Annotated in this window: 12 protein-coding genes and 1 pseudogene; 9 read left to right on the plus strand and 4 right to left on the minus strand. The window is 68.6% G+C overall.

All coding sequences use genetic code 11. From position 1 onward, the window contains the following. The 3 genes and pseudogenes from ABWO17_RS15905 to ABWO17_RS15915 all read left to right on the plus strand — a co-directional run. Positions 1 to 191, plus strand: a pseudogene (locus ABWO17_RS15905) (sulfoacetaldehyde acetyltransferase); the annotation flags it as partial. Between the two features lie 293 nt (positions 192 to 484). Then, positions 485 to 1,327 carry a phosphonoacetaldehyde hydrolase gene (gene phnX, locus ABWO17_RS15910; protein WP_353120256.1) on the plus strand — a complete coding sequence of 281 codons (843 nt, stop codon included), beginning with the start codon at positions 485 to 487 and terminating at the stop codon, positions 1,325 to 1,327. A 213-nt stretch (positions 1,328 to 1,540) separates the two neighbouring features. After that, positions 1,541 to 2,416, plus strand: a complete 876-nt coding sequence (locus ABWO17_RS15915; RefSeq protein ID WP_353120258.1) for a GntR family transcriptional regulator — start codon at positions 1,541 to 1,543, stop codon at positions 2,414 to 2,416. A gap of 144 nt (positions 2,417 to 2,560) precedes the next feature. Here ABWO17_RS15915 and ABWO17_RS15920 read toward each other — a convergent pair whose 3' ends face one another. Both ABWO17_RS15920 and ABWO17_RS15925 read right to left on the minus strand, forming a co-directional pair. After that, entirely contained in the window at positions 2,561 to 3,280 is a 720-nt protein-coding gene (locus tag ABWO17_RS15920) for a queuosine precursor transporter (RefSeq protein WP_353120260.1), read from the minus strand. Positions 3,281 to 3,605: 325 nt separating this feature from the next. Further along, the gene (locus ABWO17_RS15925; protein WP_353120262.1) at positions 3,606 to 5,543 is read right to left on the minus strand and encodes a LysR family transcriptional regulator; all 1,938 of its coding nucleotides are present in this window, start codon (positions 5,541 to 5,543) and stop codon (positions 3,606 to 3,608) included. 148 nt (positions 5,544 to 5,691) lie between these two features. Here ABWO17_RS15925 and ABWO17_RS15930 point away from each other — a divergent pair, with 148 nt between their 5' ends. Next, positions 5,692 to 6,171, plus strand: coding sequence for a C-GCAxxG-C-C family protein (locus ABWO17_RS15930; RefSeq protein ID WP_353120264.1), 480 nt, complete (start codon positions 5,692 to 5,694; stop codon positions 6,169 to 6,171). A 182-nt stretch (positions 6,172 to 6,353) separates the two neighbouring features. Here the strand turns inward: ABWO17_RS15930 and ABWO17_RS15935 are convergent, their stop codons facing one another. After that, a complete protein-coding gene (locus ABWO17_RS15935) occupies positions 6,354 to 7,850 on the minus strand; it encodes a GGDEF domain-containing protein (RefSeq protein ID WP_353120265.1) in 1,497 nt (498 codons plus the stop codon). A gap of 347 nt (positions 7,851 to 8,197) precedes the next feature. Between ABWO17_RS15935 and ABWO17_RS15940 the strand changes: the two genes are divergently transcribed. Together ABWO17_RS15940 and ABWO17_RS15945 are read left to right on the plus strand one after the other, a co-directional pair. Continuing rightward, the gene (locus ABWO17_RS15940; protein ID WP_353120267.1) at positions 8,198 to 10,075 is read left to right on the plus strand and encodes a glycosyltransferase family 4 protein; all 1,878 of its coding nucleotides are present in this window, start codon (positions 8,198 to 8,200) and stop codon (positions 10,073 to 10,075) included. After that, complete coding sequence (locus tag ABWO17_RS15945) at positions 10,072 to 11,376, plus strand: glycosyltransferase (RefSeq protein WP_353120269.1); 1,305 nt, start codon at positions 10,072 to 10,074, stop codon at positions 11,374 to 11,376. The genes ABWO17_RS15940 and ABWO17_RS15945 overlap by 4 nt, the downstream gene beginning before the upstream one ends. A gap of 54 nt (positions 11,377 to 11,430) precedes the next feature. On the opposite strand, the gene ABWO17_RS15950 is transcribed toward ABWO17_RS15945, so the two are convergent. Next, a complete protein-coding gene (locus ABWO17_RS15950) occupies positions 11,431 to 12,486 on the minus strand; it encodes an esterase/lipase family protein (protein WP_353120271.1) in 1,056 nt (351 codons plus the stop codon). A 464-nt stretch (positions 12,487 to 12,950) separates the two neighbouring features. Here ABWO17_RS15950 and ABWO17_RS15955 point away from each other — a divergent pair, with 464 nt between their 5' ends. The 3 genes from ABWO17_RS15955 (at position 12,951) to fusA (ending at position 17,588) form a co-directional block, all read left to right on the plus strand. Continuing rightward, positions 12,951 to 14,201, plus strand: coding sequence for a hypothetical protein (locus ABWO17_RS15955; RefSeq protein WP_353120273.1), 1,251 nt, complete (start codon positions 12,951 to 12,953; stop codon positions 14,199 to 14,201). A gap of 227 nt (positions 14,202 to 14,428) precedes the next feature. After that, a complete protein-coding gene (locus tag ABWO17_RS15960) occupies positions 14,429 to 15,385 on the plus strand; it encodes a hypothetical protein (protein ID WP_353120275.1) in 957 nt (318 codons plus the stop codon). A 106-nt stretch (positions 15,386 to 15,491) separates the two neighbouring features. After that, positions 15,492 to 17,588, plus strand: coding sequence for an elongation factor G (gene fusA, locus ABWO17_RS15965; RefSeq protein WP_353120277.1), 2,097 nt, complete (start codon positions 15,492 to 15,494; stop codon positions 17,586 to 17,588). The last annotated feature ends 50 nt before the right edge of the window (positions 17,589 to 17,638 follow it).

Raw genomic sequence — 17,638 nt, forward strand, 5'->3', positions numbered from 1 at the left:
ACAAGGTGAACACCCAGGCCGACCTGGCCGACGCGCTGGACGCCGCCCGCAAGAGTCGCAAGCCCGCCGTCATCGAGATCATGACCGACGGTACCCGCCTGGCCCCGCCCTTCCGGCGCGATGCCCTGGCCCTGCCCACCCGGCACCTGCCCAAGTACGAGCACCTGGACAAGCGGCACTTTCCCAAGTAGCCGCCGCATCACAGAGAAACGGCATGGGCGGCGCGCCGGACGGTGCGCAGCAATGAACCCGGACAGGCCATGGCAAATGCCCTGAACGGCGCGCCGCCAGTGCCATCCAAGGTTTGATGGGAAGGCGGGGTGATTCCCCCCCCCTTTCTGATTACAAGACGCGGACCGGCACTCTTGCAGGGGTGCCGGTCCTGTTCCCGGCACATGGCACGCCGTGCCGCCATCTCGCGCGGCGGCGTCCGCGCCCTGCGGGCGTTCCATTTCCCCCAGATGTGTTTGACAGGCAGGTGGACATGAAACCGTTTCTTCGTACCCGCGTGTACGACGGCCTGGTGCGGGCCGTGGTGCTGGACTGGGCAGGCACCGCCGTGGATCACGGCTGCCTGGGCCCGGCGGCAGTGTTTGTGCGGGCCTTTGCCCTGCATGGGGTGGAGGTTTCCGTGGCCGAAGCACGCGAACCCATGGGCACCGAAAAGCGCGAGCACGTGCGCCGCATGCTGGGCATGGATGACGTGGCGGCCCGCTGGCGCGCCGTGCACGGGCACGTGCCCGGTGAGGCGGCGGTGGACGCCGTGTACAACGACGTGGAACCGCTGATGTTGCAAACCATCGCCGCCCATGCCGTGCCGGTGCCCGGCCTTGCTGAATTCGTGGACAGGGTGCGGGGTCGGGGCATGGGCCTTGGCTCGTGCACCGGCTACACCGGCCCCATGATGGAAGTGCTGGTGCCCGAGGCAGCCCGCCAGGGCTACAGCCCCGACGTGGTGGTGCATGCATCGGAGGTGCCCGCCGGGCGCCCGTACCCGTGGATGTGCTACCTGAACGCCATGCGGCTGGGGGTGCACCCCATGGAATCCATGGTCAAGATTGGCGACACGGTTGCCGACATGCACGAGGGGCGCAACGCGGGCATGTGGACCGTGGGCGTGGTGCGCACCGGCAACGACGTGGGCCTTTCTGAGGTGGAGGCTGCCCGGATGGATAGGGATATGCTGACCGCGCGCATGGCCGTGGCCACGGCCCGGCTGCGTGAGGCCGGGGCGCACTATGTGGTGGATTCCATCGCCGACTGCTTTTCCGTCATCGAAGCCATAGAGGAGCGCCTTGCCCGGGGCGAGGTGCCGTATCCCACCTGAGGCCGCCGTGCGTGGACACGCCATGTTGGGGGATGCCGGATGAAAACGGACAAAATGTGCCCTGGGGCTGGCCGGACGGACGCTTCCGTGATACGCGGGCTGGGTCCGCTGGTGCCGGGCGAAGCTGTTTGCTCCCATGCGGACTGCAACAAACGAAATGAGGGGGATTACGCGGGGTGCGGTGTCTGCACGGTACCCAGCCACGGGAAGGACATGGCTAAATCGAAGTATCTCGTCATCTACGAATGGCTTTCGGAGCAGATACGGAACAAGGTGTACCAGCCGGGGGACAAGATTCCCAACGAGAACGACCTGGCCGCCATGTTTGGTGTGCACCGCATGACCGTGCGCCAGGCCATCGACAAGCTGGTCAACGACCACATGCTGGTGCGCAAGCGCAGCAAGGGCACGTTCCTGCTTTCGGAAAAGAGTCCCGTGCTCACCCGTTCGCTGGAAAGCATCACCACGTACTACGACGACATCGTCAACGCCGGGCTTGAGCCGCACTACAAGACCATCGCGGCGGGCATAGAGTTTGCCGATGCCGAGGTGGCCGCGCACCTGAACCTTTCCGTAAGCCAGCCGGTGATATTCCTGTACCGGCTGATGCTGGCCAGCGGCGTGCCGCTGGTGCTGGAACGCTCCATCCTGCCCACGGATCTGGTGCCGGACTTTCTGGAAAAGAAGCTGGATACCGTGCTCTACAAGGTGCTGCACGAGGATTACGGCATGCGCCTGTTGCATTCGCGGCAGGAACTGGGGGCGGCGATGCCCACTGAGAACGAACGCAAGTATCTGAAGATCGGAGATAACTGCCCGTGCATCTGGGTGGAGAGCGTGGTCTACACCGACACGGGCCGGGCGGTGGAATTCAGCCGCGCCCTGCACCGGGGGGACAAGTACCGCTTCCGCTGCGCCATCGGGGGGTACGTGTACGACAAGGACGGCACCGCTGGGCAGGCCCCGCTTGCCGGAGCCCTGGTGGACCCCAACGGGGCTGGCGCAATCAGGGGTACTGCCGGAATTGGCGAGGGTGGCCCGAATCAGCAGCAGGGGGCGGCCACCCGGCCTGGGCAGGCGAAAGGCTGATCGCGCCTGCGCAACGGCACGGCATAAAAAGGCCGGACTCCCTGGGGAGTCCGGCCTTTTTATGCTCGGGGCGCGGCGGGATTGCGTGCCGCTGGGTGGCCGCCATCCCTTGCGGTACCGGGCGGGCAGCGTCGAAGCCCGGCCTCAGCCCGCCGCAGTGGCCGCAGTGGCTGCGGCAGCGGGGGCGTCAGCCGGGCGGGCGCGGTGCAGGCGGCGGGCCAGATAGATGAACGGGGTGTCCAGCAGAGCCACCACGGCCTTGAACAGGTAAGTGGTCAGCATGATCTCCAGCACCACCTCGAACGGGTACACCCCGGTGAAGGCGGCCAGGCAGAACACCGAGGAATCAAGCACCTGGCTGACCAGGGTGCTGGCGTTGTTGCGTAGCCACAGGTGGCGGCCACCGGTGCGCTGCATCCAGAAGTGGTAGGCCCACACGTCGTGGTATTGCGAGACCAGGTACGCCAGCAGGCTGGCACCGGCCAGACGCGGCAGCAGGCCGAACAGGGCTTGCAGGTGCGGGTGGGCGAAGTCCGAGGGGGCCGGGGCATACAGCAGCGAGACCTGCATGTAGGCCGTGCCCAGCAGCAGCGTGGCGAAGCCGATCAGCACGCCCTTGCGCGCTTCTGCCTTGCCGTGGAATTCGCCCAGCATGTCGGTGGCCAGGAACACCCCGGCGTACACGATGTTGCCGAGGGTGGTGGTCATGCCGAACAGGGTCACGGTTTTCAGCACCTGGATGTTGCACACCATCAGGTTGAGCACGATGAGGCCATGCAGCCCGGCGGCACCGAACAGGCGGTGCATGAGCACGGTAATGCCCATGTCGAACAGGGCAAAGCACAACCAGAGCAGTTCGTTCATGCGGAACTCCGGAAAGGGGAATGGGGCCGCGTGCCCCAGCCTGCGTGGCGGAATGGCGGCGCGAAAGGCGACCGGACGGCGCGGGCTGCGGGCGGTGGGCGGCGGAACGGGGGCTTACGCCACGCCGCGCGCCCGGTCAAGCCGGGGCGTATCAAGACGCGTGGCGGCCTGCATCCGGTCGAACTGCGGCGTGGCCTGGGCTTGTCGAAGCGCCCGGTCAAGCCGGAGTGTGCGCAGGGATTGGCCGGTGCCGTCCGCTGGTTGCGGACGGCAGCACGGGAGGGGGGGGGCCTGTGTCCGATAGTGCCGGGAACAGGGTGCGCCCTCAGCGCTTGGGCGGCAGCAGCGACAGCCACTGCGGCGCCTCCGGAACGGGCTCTGGTGCTCGTTCCGGGGCGTCAGGCCGGGCGGGTTCGTGCGGGGGGGCGCCCGGTTTGTCCGATTCACCCGGTTCTCTTGGTTCGTCCAATTCTCCCGGTTGCCCCGATTGTGTCGGTTCAGGGGGCGCGGTCGGCGTATCCGGCACGTTCACTCCGGCGGATTCGGTGGCAAGCGCGGCTGATACCGGCGGTTGCCCGGATGCTTGTGGCATGTCCCACAGCGACGGCTGGCGGTTTTCCTGGGCCACGCCAGTAGCCGCAGAGATGGCGGGTGTTGCCTGGTCGGGCGCGGACTCTACCGGGATTGACATGGGCTCCAGGGCGTACGGGGGCATGTCCCTCGTGTCGTCGGGGGCGGCAGCTCCACTATCCCCCGGTCCGTCATTTCCACCAGGGTATGGTTCGTCGGGCTGCACAGTGCTGCCAAAATCGTCGGGATAATCCCAGGGGACGTCCGTCGACGTTACGAATTCCGGCTCGGCCTCAATCTCCGGCACCATCTCCGGCGCCATGTTGGGTGTCATATCGGGCGGGTTGCCCCAGACCGTTTCCGGTCCGGTGTCCGCATCATCCATGAATTCCGCATCGGACCAAGAATCGGACCACGGAGTGGAGTCGGAAGCGGGCGGGGCAAACGAAAGATTGTCCGGCAGGCTGTCTGGCGTATCGGGCGCGGCGTCGGAGCCGGCTTCGCCGAAGGCTTGCGGGCGCATGGCCTCCGGGCGCGTGGCCTCCGGTTCGTCATGCACCACGCCACCGGGCATGTCGCCCGGCGCGGCTTCCGGCTCGACTACCGGCGCATCGGGCGTATCGGGCGCATCGGGCAAGGACGGAGCGGGTGGCGTCTCCACGGCGCCCGTCAAGGCTGGCTGGCCGGTGGTGTCCGGGTGCTTGGTGGCGCTGGTGGCGGATTTGGGCGGTTCCAGGATGGTGGCCACGTCCGCCATGGGGCAGGGGAAGTCCCAGACGGCCTCGGGGACGATCCCGCTTCCTCCGTCTTCCGCGCAGGCGGCGCGGCACAGTTCCATGAAGGTGTCCATGTACGGAGACACCCACTTGCCCCGGTGGCGCACCATGAGCACCGCCGTTTCAAAGGGTTGGTCCGTCCAGGCCAGCGCGCGCAGGGTGCCCGCGCGCAGTTCGTCGCGCACGGCGGCCTCGGGCAGCAGGGTGACCCCCACGCCGGATGCCACGCAGCCGCGCAGGGCCGCAGCGCTGGAAAATTCCAGCCCGGCAGCGGGGTGCACCCCTTCGGCTGCCAGGGCTTCCTCGATCACCGTGCGGTAGGCGCAGTCCGCCGTGGACAGCACCAGCGTGACGCCGTGCAGGTCGCGGGCGGTCACCCGGTCGCGCGTGGCCAGCGGGTGGTGCGGCGCAGCCACCAGCACCAGCGGTTCCATGCCCAAGGCTTCCACGTTCAGGTCGCCGCCGCGCACGCTGTCGGCCATGACGAAGGCCAGGTCGGTGATGCCCTGGCGCAGGTCCTTTTCCAGACCGTTCAGGGTGCAGGCGGTCAGGTGCAGGGCCACCTCGGGGTGGCGGCGGCGAAACGCGGCGATGACCGGCGGCAGGCGATACGCGCAGAGCGATTCCGGCACGCGCACCGTCAGCAGGCCGCGCAGCCGCGATTCGCCGGTGACCCAGGCCCTGGCTTCGTCTTCGACGTCGATGAGCTTGGCCGCGTACTGCACCAGCCGCTCGCCGGCATCCGTAAGGGCCACGCGGCGGCCCAACCGTTCGAACAGCCGGAGGCCCAGTTCGGTTTCCAGTGCGGCAATGCGCGCGGATACCGTGGATTGCGCGGCGTTCAGTTCCGCAGCCGCTCGGTGAAAACTGAGCAGACGGGCAACTGCCGCAAAGGTTCTGAGGTCGCGTAGTTCCATGTCCGTCTCCGTTGATCGTTCGGAAACCGCGATTGACTGCATCGAAAGGTATCGTTGGATTCGATTTTGGGCAACGTGTATGCGGCACGTTAGATATTTGGCGATCGCGTGAATGGTCGGACGGCACACGGAACAGGAGGCTACGTTCATGGAAACTGATGCAGCTCGGGATCAAGCGCAGGCAATTTTCGAAGCCGGGTTCAATTGCGCAGAGGCGGTTTTTCTGGTCGTTACGCAGGCGTTCGGCCTTGATGCGCCGGATCAGGTGCGGCTGGCCACCGCCTTCGGAGGCGGCGTGGGCCGATGCAAGGAGGAAATGTGCGGGGCCGTGGCGGGGGCCGTGCTGGCCATCGGCGCACTGTGCGGACGCGAACGGCCCGGAGCCGACTGGGACCTTGCGGCCCGGCTGGCCCGCATGGCGCGCGAGGATGCCCTGGCCGCGCACGGCAGCATCCGCTGTGGCGAATTGCTGCACGCCTTTGGCGAACAGACCGGCATGCAGCACTGCATCCGCTTCACCACCATGGTTGCCGGGCAGGTGGTGGCACCGCTGCGTCAGGCGCGGGACAACGGGGAACTTGTGCCGCCTGTGGCACCGGGGCGTGCGGCAGGCGCCAGGTTGGCCTGATTGGGGGACACGATAGGGGGAACAGGGCGGCAGGGGGATATCTGCCGCGCGAGTTCCGGTGCCGACGCATTGCTGGTGCTTTGCCCGGCATGGAAGCGGCACGGTTTTCACCGGCATCGCTGCAACGCAAGCGGGGCGCCCCGCATGGAGCGCCCCGCGTCGGAATTCCAGTCCTTGTCCGGCTATCCGGCGGCCTTGGCATCATCGCAGCCGGACATGGTGCACACCACGTTGCGGCCATTGGCTTTGGCCAGGTAGAGCGCCCGGTCGGCCTCGCGTACCAGTTCCTCCACGTTGGCGAAGGCGCCGGGACGAAAGCCCGCAACGCCGATGCTCACCGTGGCCGCAAGCTGCACGCCGTGGTGCTGCACCCGGCACTGTTCGATGCGGTGGCGCAGCCGTTCGGCCAGCATGTGGCCCTGCGCTTCGTCCGTATGGGGCAGGATGACCACGAATTCCTCGCCGCCGTAGCGGGCCGCATAGTCCGTGGTGCGGATGGAGTTGCGCAGCACGTCGGCCAGTTCGCGCAGCACCGCGTCGCCCGCAAGGTGACCATAGGTGTCGTTGATGGTCTTGAAATGGTCCAGGTCCAGCATCAGCAGGCTCATGGAGTGGCCGTAGCGGCGGTGCCGTTCGAATTCGGTGCGCAGCCGTTCGTCCAGGCTGCGGCGGTTGTGCAGCCGGGTCAGGGCGTCGTGGTCGGCCTGCAACTTCACCTCGCGGTAGACCATGGCGTTCTTCAGCGCCAGGGCAAGGTGCTTCATGGCCGAATCCAGCGCCTGGGCCTGGTCCTTGCCCATGGTCTGGCTGCCGTCGGTCAGGATGGCCAGCGCCCCCATGGCTTCGGTGCCGGTGCGCAGCGGCATCAGGATCACCCGACCGGGCAAGGGAGGCTGCCCGGGATCCACGGCACAGCCGGTGGCGTCAAGCAGCTCGGCCATGCCGGGCACGTGGGTGACGCGGTAGCCCGCCACGGGTGCGTTGCCGAGGCGCCGCGCCGATTCCAGCAACAGGTCCACCCATTGCACGTTCACCGGACAATCGGACGCGGTGGCCACGAACAGTTCCGCCTCCATCGCCCCCCCCTCGGGCACCGGAGGCCAGAAGATGCCGTGCACCGCCGTCACCGGCAGCAGCAGCGAAAGATTTTCACGCACCTTGCCCAGGATTTCCGCCGGGTCCAGGCTTTCGGTGGCCTGCGTCAGGAAGGTCACCAGGAACGACAGGGTGTCGTTCTTGCGGGCCAGCATTTCGCGCTCAAGGAATATCTCGCGCGTCATGCGCAGGATGTCGTGGTACAGGTTGCGCGTTTCCACCGCACGGCGCAGCACGTCCAGCACGCGGGCCCGGGTGAGCGGCGGCTTGATGACGTCGGTGAAGCTGCTGTCCAGCGCCCGTTCTATTTCCTCGCGCGAGTAACCGGGCTCCAGCACCAGCACGCGCGGGACAAGGTCGAGATGCTGCGACTTGCCTTCGCGCTGGCTGGCGATGGCGGTCCACGCGTCGGACGTGAGCCAGAACAGGCACGGGTCGTCGCGCTCCATTTCAAGGGCGGACGGCGCACGCCCCGGAGGCAGGGCGATGATGCGGTAGTCGCTGCCCGCGTGGGCGGCCAGCAGCCCCGCATCGGCCTCGGAAAGGCCCATGGTCCACATGGTGTGTTGCGGTGTCTTCTTCATGATCCGGTCTCCCCCCCCAGGGGTATGCGGCGTACGGCCAGGGTCCTGATCTGCCCGGCCCGGGCCGGTTGGGGCGCCGGGGGTGGCAGGGCGTCGGAAACACGACGTTGCACCGTGCTGAAGCAAGAACCGGTCCATGTAGTGTGCGATGCGGGACTGGCGCGGGCAATTCGGCCCGCCGTGGCTGGCGGCGGGTAGCAGCGGCAAGCTTTGCCGGGGATGGTTCAAGGCTGGTCTGGGGATGACCTGTGTTCGGGAGGAGGACGAGAAACCGGCTGGGCAAGGAGGCCACGCGCGGCGTTGCCGGGCGGTTTGACAGCCTCGACAAGTTGTGTCTTTGCTGCACCATGAGCACCAAACGCGCCTGGGGCACCCTGCACCCCTTCCTTGAAACCGGCGAGATCATGGGCCGTCCAGTGGCCAATGCGGGCTTCATGCGGGCGCTGCTGCGGGCCGACCCGTTTCCCGAATACCATTTCTTTCTGCCGGGGCAGGACGTGGCAAGGACCACGGACGCCCGCCTGCGCGAGGAATTTCCCGCCATCGCCGCGCGCGGCGGATTCCGGGTGTCCACCCGCAACGATCTGGTCCGGATGCTGGCGCGCACCCCCTATCATTGCTTTCATCTGTCGGACAGCGTCACCGACCAGCCCCATCTGGCCCGGCTGCGCAACGCGCACGCGCCGGTGCTGTTCCCGGTGACCGGGGTTACCCATTCGCTCAGTTATGCCCGCTATCCTGCGCGGTTCCTGGCCCACCTGTGGCCGGGCACCACCGCGCGCGATGCCGTGGTAGCCACATCCACGGCCGGGCAGGCGGTGGTGCTGCGGCTGTTCGAGCATTTGCGGCGTGCTTACGGTCTGGATGAGGAGGCGTATCCCGCGCCCCACGTGGAGCGCATACCCCTGGGCGTGGATGCGGACTTCCTGAACGCCGCTTCCGGTGCCGCCCAACCGCAGGGCGGTGCGGCGCAGCGGGCGGACATGCGCCAGCGGCTGGGCGTGGCGGACGAGCCGGTGCTGCTGGTGTTCGCGCGCATCGCCCACTATTCCAAGATGGACCTGCTGCCCCTGCTGCGTGCCCTGCAAAGGGCCGAGGGGCTGGGGCTGGTGCGCGGCGGCTGCCTGCTGGTGGTGGCCGGATTCGTGAAACCCGGCGACGATACCCCGGCCCGCATCACCGAACTTGCCGGGCGGCTGGGCATCCGCATCCGCGTTGTTCCCTCACCCTCCGATGCGGAGCGGGCCGCGCTGTTCGCGGCGGCGGACGTGTTCGTCTCTCCCGTGGACAACATGCAGGAAACCTTCGGCCTTACCCTGGTGGAAGCCGGGGCCGCCGGGCTGCCCGCCGTGGTGTCCGACTACGACGGCTACCGCGACATCGTGGTGCACGGCGAAACCGGGTTCACCGTGCCCACCCTGGCCCCGTTGACCACGCCGGACGTGGACATGCTGGCGCCGGTCTTTTTCGACAGTCAGTACCACCTGTTGCTGGCCCAGCAGACGGTTGTGGACGTGCCCGCACTGGCCGACGCACTGGCCCGGCTGGCCACCGACGCGGAACTGCGCGCCCGCATGGGCGCTGCCGCGCGGGTGCGGGTGCTGGCGGAATTCACCTGGGATGGCGTGGCGGCCCGCTGGCTGGACCTGTGGGAAGCATTGTGGCGGCAGCCCGCGCCCGGCGGGCACGCTGGCTACGTTGCCGGTGCGCAGGATGCCGACACGGGCTGTTCCGGCGCGGACGCATGCGCCGAATGCGGGGACGACACGGACGCGGAGGCCCTGCGCGAACTGCGCGAGGTCGTTCATCCGCTGCACATGCCCTACGGAGAGGTGTTCGGCGGCTATCCCACGGCGCAGTTGGACGGCGCCATGGTGCTGCGCTGGACCCGCGCGGGCGAGGCCGTGTACCGCAAGCAGGAATTTCCCGTGCTGTACACCGGGGTGGAGCGGCTGGTGCCGCCCGCCCGGTTGCAGCGGCTGCTGTTTGCCGCGCGTCGGCCCGTGACCGCTGGCCGGTTGCTGGACGTGCTGGCGGAAGAGGGCATGGCGCGCGAGGCGGCCAGCTTTCTGTTGCTGTGGGCGCTGAAGCAGGACCTGCTGGAGAGGACGTGGCCCGCTTCCGGCCCGGCGCAAGCCCCGGGACTGTCAGGGCAGGCCGGGCAGGCCGCATCCGTTGACAACGCATCTACGGCCACGCCCCAGGGGGGCGGGGAGGGCGCATGACCGCCGCGCTTCCGGCTGCACTGCATTTCCATACCCTGCTTTCCCACCGGGGCGGTGCCACTCGGGTGGCGCACATGCTGGCGCGGGGGCTTGCCCGGCGCGGCGTGGTGGTGCACCGGACCTGTGAGATTCTTGACGGTGATATTCCGGCAGGCGAGCAGCCGGGCGGCGACGGTTTCGATGGCGCCCTCCCCGGCGGTTCCCCTGGCTGTCTTGATGACGGCGGGGCCGTGCATGGCGTGGTGCCCGCCGCCGGGGTGGGCGACTGCCTGATGCCCGGCATGCCCCTGCATCTGCACGCCACGCTGGACTGGACGGCCTGCCTGGGGTCCATCGTCCGGGCGGGCCAATCGAGGGAGTCGAGCCAGTCGAGGGAGCCGGGCCAGTCGAGGGAGCCGGGCCAGTCGAGCCAGTCGGGGGAGTCGGGCGCTTCCGGCAGGTCGGCCCGGCCCGCGCCGCCGCTGTCCCCCGTACCTCTTGTCATCACCGTGCACGACTGTTCGCTGCTTGCCGGCGGCTGCGTGTACCCCATCGACTGCGACGGCTGGCATACCGGCTGTCCCACCCCGTGCCCGCGCGGTTACCTTGGCGCGGCATCGTTGCAGGATCGCCGGGCCAGTGCGTTGCGCGCCGCCGCGCCGCTGCTGGTCAGCCCCTCGGGGTGGCTGGCCCGCATGGTGCGGGCGCGCTTTCCCGAGTTGCCGTGCACGGTGGTGCCCAATGGCGTGGAACCGGCGGGCGGCCCCTCGCAGGCAGAGGCCCGCGCCGCGCTGGGCATCGCGCCCGACGCGCGGGTGGCCATTTTCGTGGCGCACGGAGGCGAGCAGGCCATGCTCAAGGGCGGGCACCGCTGGATGGCCCTGTGGGGTGAGGTGAAGCGCGCCGTGCCCGCCGCCGTGGGGCTGATGGTAGGCGGCGACGCCACCGGGCGCGACGGCGACCTGCTGCGCTGGCCCTACGTGGAACGTGCCATGCTGGATACCCTGCTGGCCGCGTCGGACGTGTTCGTGTATCCCACGCTGGCCGACAACCACGCCCTGGTGGTGCTGGAAGCCATGGCCGCAGGGGTGCCGGTGTGTTCGTTCCGCGTGGGCGGGCTGCCGGAACAGGTGGAGGACGGCGTTACCGGTGCCCTGGCCGATGAGGGCGACTGGGGTGGTCTGGCCACCTCTGTGGCGGGATTGCTGGAACGGCCCCGGTTGGCCCGTACCCTGGGCAGGGCCGGGCAGGACGCCTGGCGGGCACGGTTTACCGTGGGCAGGATGGTGGAGGATTACCTGAAGGTCTACGCCCGGCTGTAGCCGGGATCCTTCCTGTCGGAGTTTCCGGGGGGCGCGGCCTGTTTCGGGCTGGCATCACCCCGTGGATTCGAGGGCATTTCCGGTGCACGTCGCCTCGTCGGGCACGGCGTGACCGGGTGCGGCCTGACTGGATGCGGGGTGACTGGGTGCAGTCTGACCGGGGGCGGGGTGACCGCCCGTGCAGCGCTCCTGTTCCCGCGCGGCGTGCCGGGCCGCCAGTCCGCGCAGCGATTCGATGGCCAGTTGCGCTGTGCCCCGGTCCCAGAGCATCCAGATGTGGCTCACGGCGGGCGATGTGCGCAGGGTCCAGCCGGGCGTGATGACGTGCAGCCCTTCCTGCGGCACCACCATGTTGTCGATGGGCGAATACAGGGCCACGCACGGCACGTCGGACGGGGCCTCGGTGGCTTCCAGTTCGCGGATCAGCGCCCCCCGAAAGGTCAGGCTGCGGGCCAGGCGTCCCGCGCCCAGCCGGGCCAGGGTGCTGCCCTGGTGCGGGGTGCCCAGGGTCACGGCCCCGGCCACCAGTTGCTGGTTGGCCGCGTCGGCCAGCCAGCCCCGGATCAGCAATCCCCCCAGGCTGTGCCCCATGAGCAGGGGGCGTTCACCCGGATGCGCGGCCAGCAGGTCGCGCACTGCCTCGTCCAGTTCGTCCACCAGCAGTCCGAACTCGGTGTGCCAACTGGAATAGCCGTGGCAGTACACCCGCGTGAACCCGGCTGCCATCAGCCAGCGTCGGTACAGGGTCCATGCCGTGACGTTGTGGTACAGGCCGTGGACCAGCAGGACGGGCGGCATGTCTGGCGGCAGTTTTGGGCGCGGAGAGGAAGCGGGGGCATGTCCGCCGCACGGTGCGCCACCGTGGTGTTCGTCCCGGGGCGCGGCCTGGCGCGGATGGGGGCAGGGACGGCAGCGTTGCCGGAACCACGGGCCGAATGGATAAAAGGCCAGCGCCAGCGCTACCCCGGCCACGCTGTAGACCACGCCCCGCACCACCAGCGCGGGCGGGGGCGTGGGGGCGGCGTCGCGGCGCGCGGCGCGGAAGAACAGCAGGTAGCTGATTATGGCGATTGTCAGGGCGATGCACAGCGGCACCAGCAGCAAGGACATGTATGAGCCTCGTCGTGAGGAATGCGGCGCGGGGGGGCATGCGCCCGCCGCCGCGCCGGTTGTCTTGACGTGGGCAGAGTAGCCAATTACTGTTCAGGCGACAAGCATGACCGGCCATGGCCCGGCACCGCCCGTCGCGCCCCCTTGCCGTGCCTTGTCGGCCAGGCATGGGGCCGGGTCGGGCGTTCTGCATCCGGCCCCATGCTTACCGGTACGTCCGACCCCGGTTTTTCCGGAACGTCTGGCCCGGTTTTACTGGAACGTCTGGCCCGGTTTTACTGGAACGTCTGCCCCGGTTTTACCGGAACGTCTGGCTGACGGGCCGTACCCCCAGCGGCGCGCAGCCATCCTGCGTGTCGCAGGGCAACTTCATGCCGCGTTTTCACGGCGCATTCTCCGGCCCTGTCCGCCCTGCGCCGCCCACCCCTGCCGACACGCCATCCGTCACGAGGTTCTTTCGCCCCATGCCGATGTGTTTTCTTCCGCGTTGCCGCGTCGCGGCCCTTTGCGCCGCCTTTCGTACATGTTCCCGGGCCGCGTTCGCGCTGGCCGCGTCCTGCGTCCTTGCCCTTGTTCTGTCACTGCCCTCGGCGGCTCAGGCTTCCGACGACAACGCCGACAAGACCAGCGAAAAGGGCAACCTGCCCGAACCGGTGGAGGGCGCCGTCACCATGCTGCTCGGCGCCGTGGGCGACCGGGGTGCCGCACCCGGCAAGGGCCTGGACCTTGCCGCCCTGCGCACGCTGCTCGACTTCGCCATGCAGCCCGCCGCCGCCACGGAAAAGGCCCTGCCCGCCAAGCGCGACCCCGGCTACGGCGTCTTCTACCGCAGCATGATCAATGCCCCGCTGGAAAAATTGCTGCGCTACTGCTACGACCCGGCCATTCCGCAGGAAGCGGTGTTTCCCGCGTCCATCCGCAGCAGCCGCTGGCAGCCGGGCAGCGACATCATGAAGAGCAGCCTGCGACTGTGGGAACGCGCCGCCGACCAGGGGTTGGCCGATGCCCCGCTGGTGCTGCACGGTGCCGAGCGCGAGGAAATCACCCCCGATACCTTCAGCGGCTGCTACTACGCCTACACCCTGAACCGCCTGCTGGTGCTCACGCGGCACGAGGGCAGGGCGGTGCTGGTTTCCGTGTCGCGGCAGGCCGAACCTTCCACCGTGGGCCGCAAGGGCGCCATCGTGGGCAAGGACACCGACTGGGAATACGTCTATTCCGGCGTGCCCGGCGCCACCACGCGCGGCATCAGCTGGATGGACACCTACATGTACGATTCCGCCACCATCACCGTATTCTTCGAGGAGCAGCCCGGCGCCAAGGCCACCGGGTACTCCCTGTTCAAATGGGTGAAGGCCGGGTGGGCCAACCTGAACGTGGTGCAGCGCAAGCACATCCGTTCCGGGGCGGAGCGCTTTCTGTCCGGGTTCCGTCAGGTGCTGGAATCGGATCGGCTGCCCCCGGCAGAAACCATTGCCGCGCGCACCGACGAGTTCGATCGCATGAACGGGGACGCCCTGCGCGCCGCGCTGGCCGACTACAGCGTGCGGCTGGCCGTGGTGGCCAAGGACGATTCCATTCTCTCCCGCGACGACTTCTGGAAGATCATCAAGGATGGCGCCTACGCCAGCCACCTGAGCCGCGAGGAACTGGTCAGCGCATTGCTCAAGAACTACATGAAGGAACGGCTGGGCAAGCCCGCGCTGGGTTCGTAGTCCGGCCCGTTCCCCCGAGCCATCGGCGACAACGGCAACGCGCGGCGCAACGTCGCGCGTTGCCTCGTTTCCGGCGAGCGGCTATAGTGCGCCCAGCGTACGGCGCCACCATGGCATCCGTCCCGCGCGCACCGCTTTCGTACCGCAACAGCAGGAACCGCATGTCTTCAGCCAGCGATCCTTCCTCTTCCCCTTCGGCATGCGCCGGAGACCCTGCCGAGCCAGACATGTCCGGACCAGATATGTCCGAGCCAGACATGGCCGATGTGCTGGCGTCCACGCCCGGCGTCACCCCCGTTGCCGACGCCGCCTTCGCCGCCGCCTACGAGGCCGCTGGCGACGTGGACCGCGCCCGCCTGAAGACCTGCATCGCCCGCCTGCATGTGCTGTACGGGGCAGCAGGGGGGGCAGGCGCTGGCGACGTGCGCGAGGGACGCACCGCCACGCGCTGGCGGCAGGGGTTTGCCAGCCTGGAACACGCCTCTCCCTGTGGCTGGACGCTGGTCTGCGTGGACGCGGCATGGGTTTCGGCGCCGCGCCTGCTGGCGGCGGTGTTGCCCGCGCTGTTTGCCGGGGTTGGCAGCGTGGCCGTGCTGCGAACGGGCGGCAGCGGGCCGTGGCCCGCGCCCGTGCTGGCCGCACTGGAACTGGCCGGGCAGGAGGTGGTTGCCGACGCCGCGCCCGAGGTGCTGCCCACGCTGCTGGAGGTGCTGGTGGCTTCTGGAAGCACTGGTAGGACAACGGAAGCCGGGGGGCGTCTGCTGTTGCTTGGCGAGCATCCCGACCATGTCTCCGTCCTGGCCCGCGCGTACGGTGTTCCCGTTTGGCGCGATGCGTCTTTACCGACCATCGGAATTGTATCGCGCGGCGATGCCATCGATGAATCCGATTGCCCGAATGGTGCTGCCCTGCGCGCAGCCCACCCGGACGCCACCTTCGTGGATGTTCCGCCCCTGCCGCAGTCCACAGCCCGTGCCGCATCCTTAACGCCGTTCGCCCCTCTGGCTGCCGTCGCCTGCGCTCCGGCGCATGCCTCGGCCTGGCTTGACCATGCCGGTCTGGTGCTGGGCCCCGGGCACGAATGGTGCTGGATGCACCCAGGCCTTTCCCCGGCCTGGTTCACGCGGCGCGCCGTGGCCCTGCTGCCCGTGACGGCTTCGTCCGGTTCCTCGGGCCTGCCCTGATCGTTCCTGATCGTTCCTGATCGCCTTGGGCGGCACCCGCCGTGCCTCCGCTCGCCCCGTTCTCCGGTTTCCCCATTTCCTCGCACGCCAATCCCCGGAGCCATCCATGTCTCACGCAGCCACCGGCGGCAAACGCCCCCATCCCCGCGAAAAGGCGGCACCGCTGCGCAACATCGGCATCATCGCGCACATCGACGCGGGCAAGACCACCCTCACCGAGCGCATCCTGTACTATACCGACCGCATCCATCGGATGGGCGAGGTGCACGACGGCACCGCCACCATGGACTTCATGCCCGAGGAGCAGGAGCGCGGCATCACCATCGCCTCGGCCTGCACGACCTGCGCGTGGAACGGCCATACCGTGAACATCATCGACACCCCCGGTCACGTGGACTTCACCATAGAGGTGGAGCGTTCGTTGCGCGTGCTGGACGGCGCGGTGGGCGTGTTCTGCGCGGTGGGCGGGGTGGAACCGCAGTCGGAGACGGTGTGGCGGCAATCCGAGAAGTTCGGCGTGCCCAAGCTGGCCTTCGTCAACAAGATGGACCGCGCCGGGGCGGACTTTGGCGCGGTGCTGGAGGCCATGCGCACCCGCCTTGGGGCCGTTGTGGTACCGGTCATGGCGCCCGTGGGGCAGGCCGAGGACTTCGAGGGACTGCTGGACCTGGTGACCATGGAATATCTTTCGTTCGACCAATCCACCCAGGGCCGCGAATATACGCGGACCCCGGTGGACCTGGTCGCCTCCCTGCCGGACGCCCCCGCCCCGGCGGCGCTGGCCGAGGCCGCCGTCTGGCGCGAGCGCATGCTGGAAACCCTGGCCGAGGCGGACGATGCCTTCATCGACGTGTATCTGGGCGGCGGCGACATGGACCCGCAGGTCATCCGGGCCGCGCTGCGCCGGGCCACCCTGGCCCGGCGGGCGGTGCCGGTGTTCGCGGGTTCCGCCCTGCGCAATACCGGCGTGCAGCCCGTGCTGGACGGGGTATGCGCATACCTGCCCGGCCCGGACGAGACCGCCCCGGTAATGGGCTATGACACGGCGCAGGGCCGCAAGGTGCCCGTGCCGTTCGACCCGGACGCCCCGCTGTCCGCGCTGGTGTTCAAGGTGGTCATGGAGGGCAGCCGCAAGTATGCCCTGCTGCGCCTGTACGCGGGCTCGGCCTCGGAAGGGGACGCCTGCCGCAACGTCACCCGCGAGAAGGACGAGCGCTTCTCCAAGTTGTACCGGCTGCATGCCGGGCGGCGCGAGCAGATCGAAACCGCCGTGGCGGGCGACATCGTGGCCGCCGTGGGGCTGCGGTCGGTGCGTACCGGGGACACCCTGTCCGACCCGGTTCGGCCATTGCTGCTGGAAAACATCGCCGCGTACCGCCCGGTGATCTCGCTGGCGCTGGAACCGCGCAACACCGAGGAAGGCGCCAAGCTGGACGAGGTGCTGGAGCGCTTCACGCTGGAAGACCCCACCCTGGCCATGGAACTGGACGAGGGTACCGGCCAGCGCATCGTGTCCGGCATGGGCGAGCTGCACCTTGAAGTGGTGCTGGAACGCATGCGGCGTGAATATGGCGTGTCGCCCCGCGTGGGCAACCCGCAGGTGGTGCATCAGGAAACCATCCTTTCCGTCGCTGCGGGCAGCGGCGAATTCGACCGCGAACTGGGCGACCAGCAGCATTACGGCTATGTGGCCCTGTCCATGGCCCCCCGCCCGCGCGATGCGGGCACCCGCGTCCGCTTCGAGGTGGATACCCAGCAGTGGCCCCGCCCGTGGGTGGACGCCGTGGAGCAGGGCATTACCGACAGCCTGCAAAGCGGCGTGGTCAAGGGCTATCCGGTGCAGGACGTGGAGATTGCCGTTACCGAGCTGCGCCGCCGCGATGGCGCCTCCAGCCCGGCGGGCTACCACATGGCCGCCGTGGCCGCCGTCAAGGATACCCTGGCCAAGGCCGACCCGGTGCTGCTGGAACCCATCATGTTCGTGGAAATCGGCGTGCCCGAGGCCCACGTGGGTTCGGCCATCGGCCTGTTGGGCGCGCGCGGCGGCAAGGTGGAGAACATGTTCGACCATTCCGGCCAGAAGGTGGTGCAGGCCCTGGCCCCGCTGCGCGAACTGTTCGGTTTTTCCACGGCCCTGCGTTCGGCCACTCAGGGCCGTGCCGGGCTGGTGATGCGCTTCGAGCGCTTCGACAGGATGGAATGATGTTTCCTGCATTTCCCGTGATGACGCGCGCCACGGCGCGCCCGCCAAGG

It is taken from the genome of Nitratidesulfovibrio sp., assembly GCF_040373385.1.
In the GTDB taxonomy this organism is placed as follows: Bacteria; Desulfobacterota; Desulfovibrionia; order Desulfovibrionales; family Desulfovibrionaceae; genus Cupidesulfovibrio.

Coding starts and splice junctions, on each gene's coding strand:
- phnX (WP_353120256.1), top strand. CDS start 485: ATGAAACCGTTTCTTCGTACCCGCGTGTACGACGGCCTGGTGCGGGCC.
- ABWO17_RS15915 (WP_353120258.1), top strand. CDS start 1,541: ATGGCTAAATCGAAGTATCTCGTCATCTACGAATGGCTTTCGGAGCAG.
- ABWO17_RS15920 (WP_353120260.1), bottom strand. CDS start 3,280: ATGAACGAACTGCTCTGGTTGTGCTTTGCCCTGTTCGACATGGGCATT.
- ABWO17_RS15925 (WP_353120262.1), bottom strand. CDS start 5,543: ATGGAACTACGCGACCTCAGAACCTTTGCGGCAGTTGCCCGTCTGCTC.
- ABWO17_RS15930 (WP_353120264.1), top strand. CDS start 5,692: ATGGAAACTGATGCAGCTCGGGATCAAGCGCAGGCAATTTTCGAAGCC.
- ABWO17_RS15935 (WP_353120265.1), bottom strand. CDS start 7,850: ATGAAGAAGACACCGCAACACACCATGTGGACCATGGGCCTTTCCGAG.
- ABWO17_RS15940 (WP_353120267.1), top strand. CDS start 8,198: ATGAGCACCAAACGCGCCTGGGGCACCCTGCACCCCTTCCTTGAAACC.
- ABWO17_RS15945 (WP_353120269.1), top strand. CDS start 10,072: ATGACCGCCGCGCTTCCGGCTGCACTGCATTTCCATACCCTGCTTTCC.
- ABWO17_RS15950 (WP_353120271.1), bottom strand. CDS start 12,486: ATGTCCTTGCTGCTGGTGCCGCTGTGCATCGCCCTGACAATCGCCATA.
- ABWO17_RS15955 (WP_353120273.1), top strand. CDS start 12,951: ATGCCGATGTGTTTTCTTCCGCGTTGCCGCGTCGCGGCCCTTTGCGCC.
- ABWO17_RS15960 (WP_353120275.1), top strand. CDS start 14,429: ATGTCCGGACCAGATATGTCCGAGCCAGACATGGCCGATGTGCTGGCG.
- fusA (WP_353120277.1), top strand. CDS start 15,492: ATGTCTCACGCAGCCACCGGCGGCAAACGCCCCCATCCCCGCGAAAAG.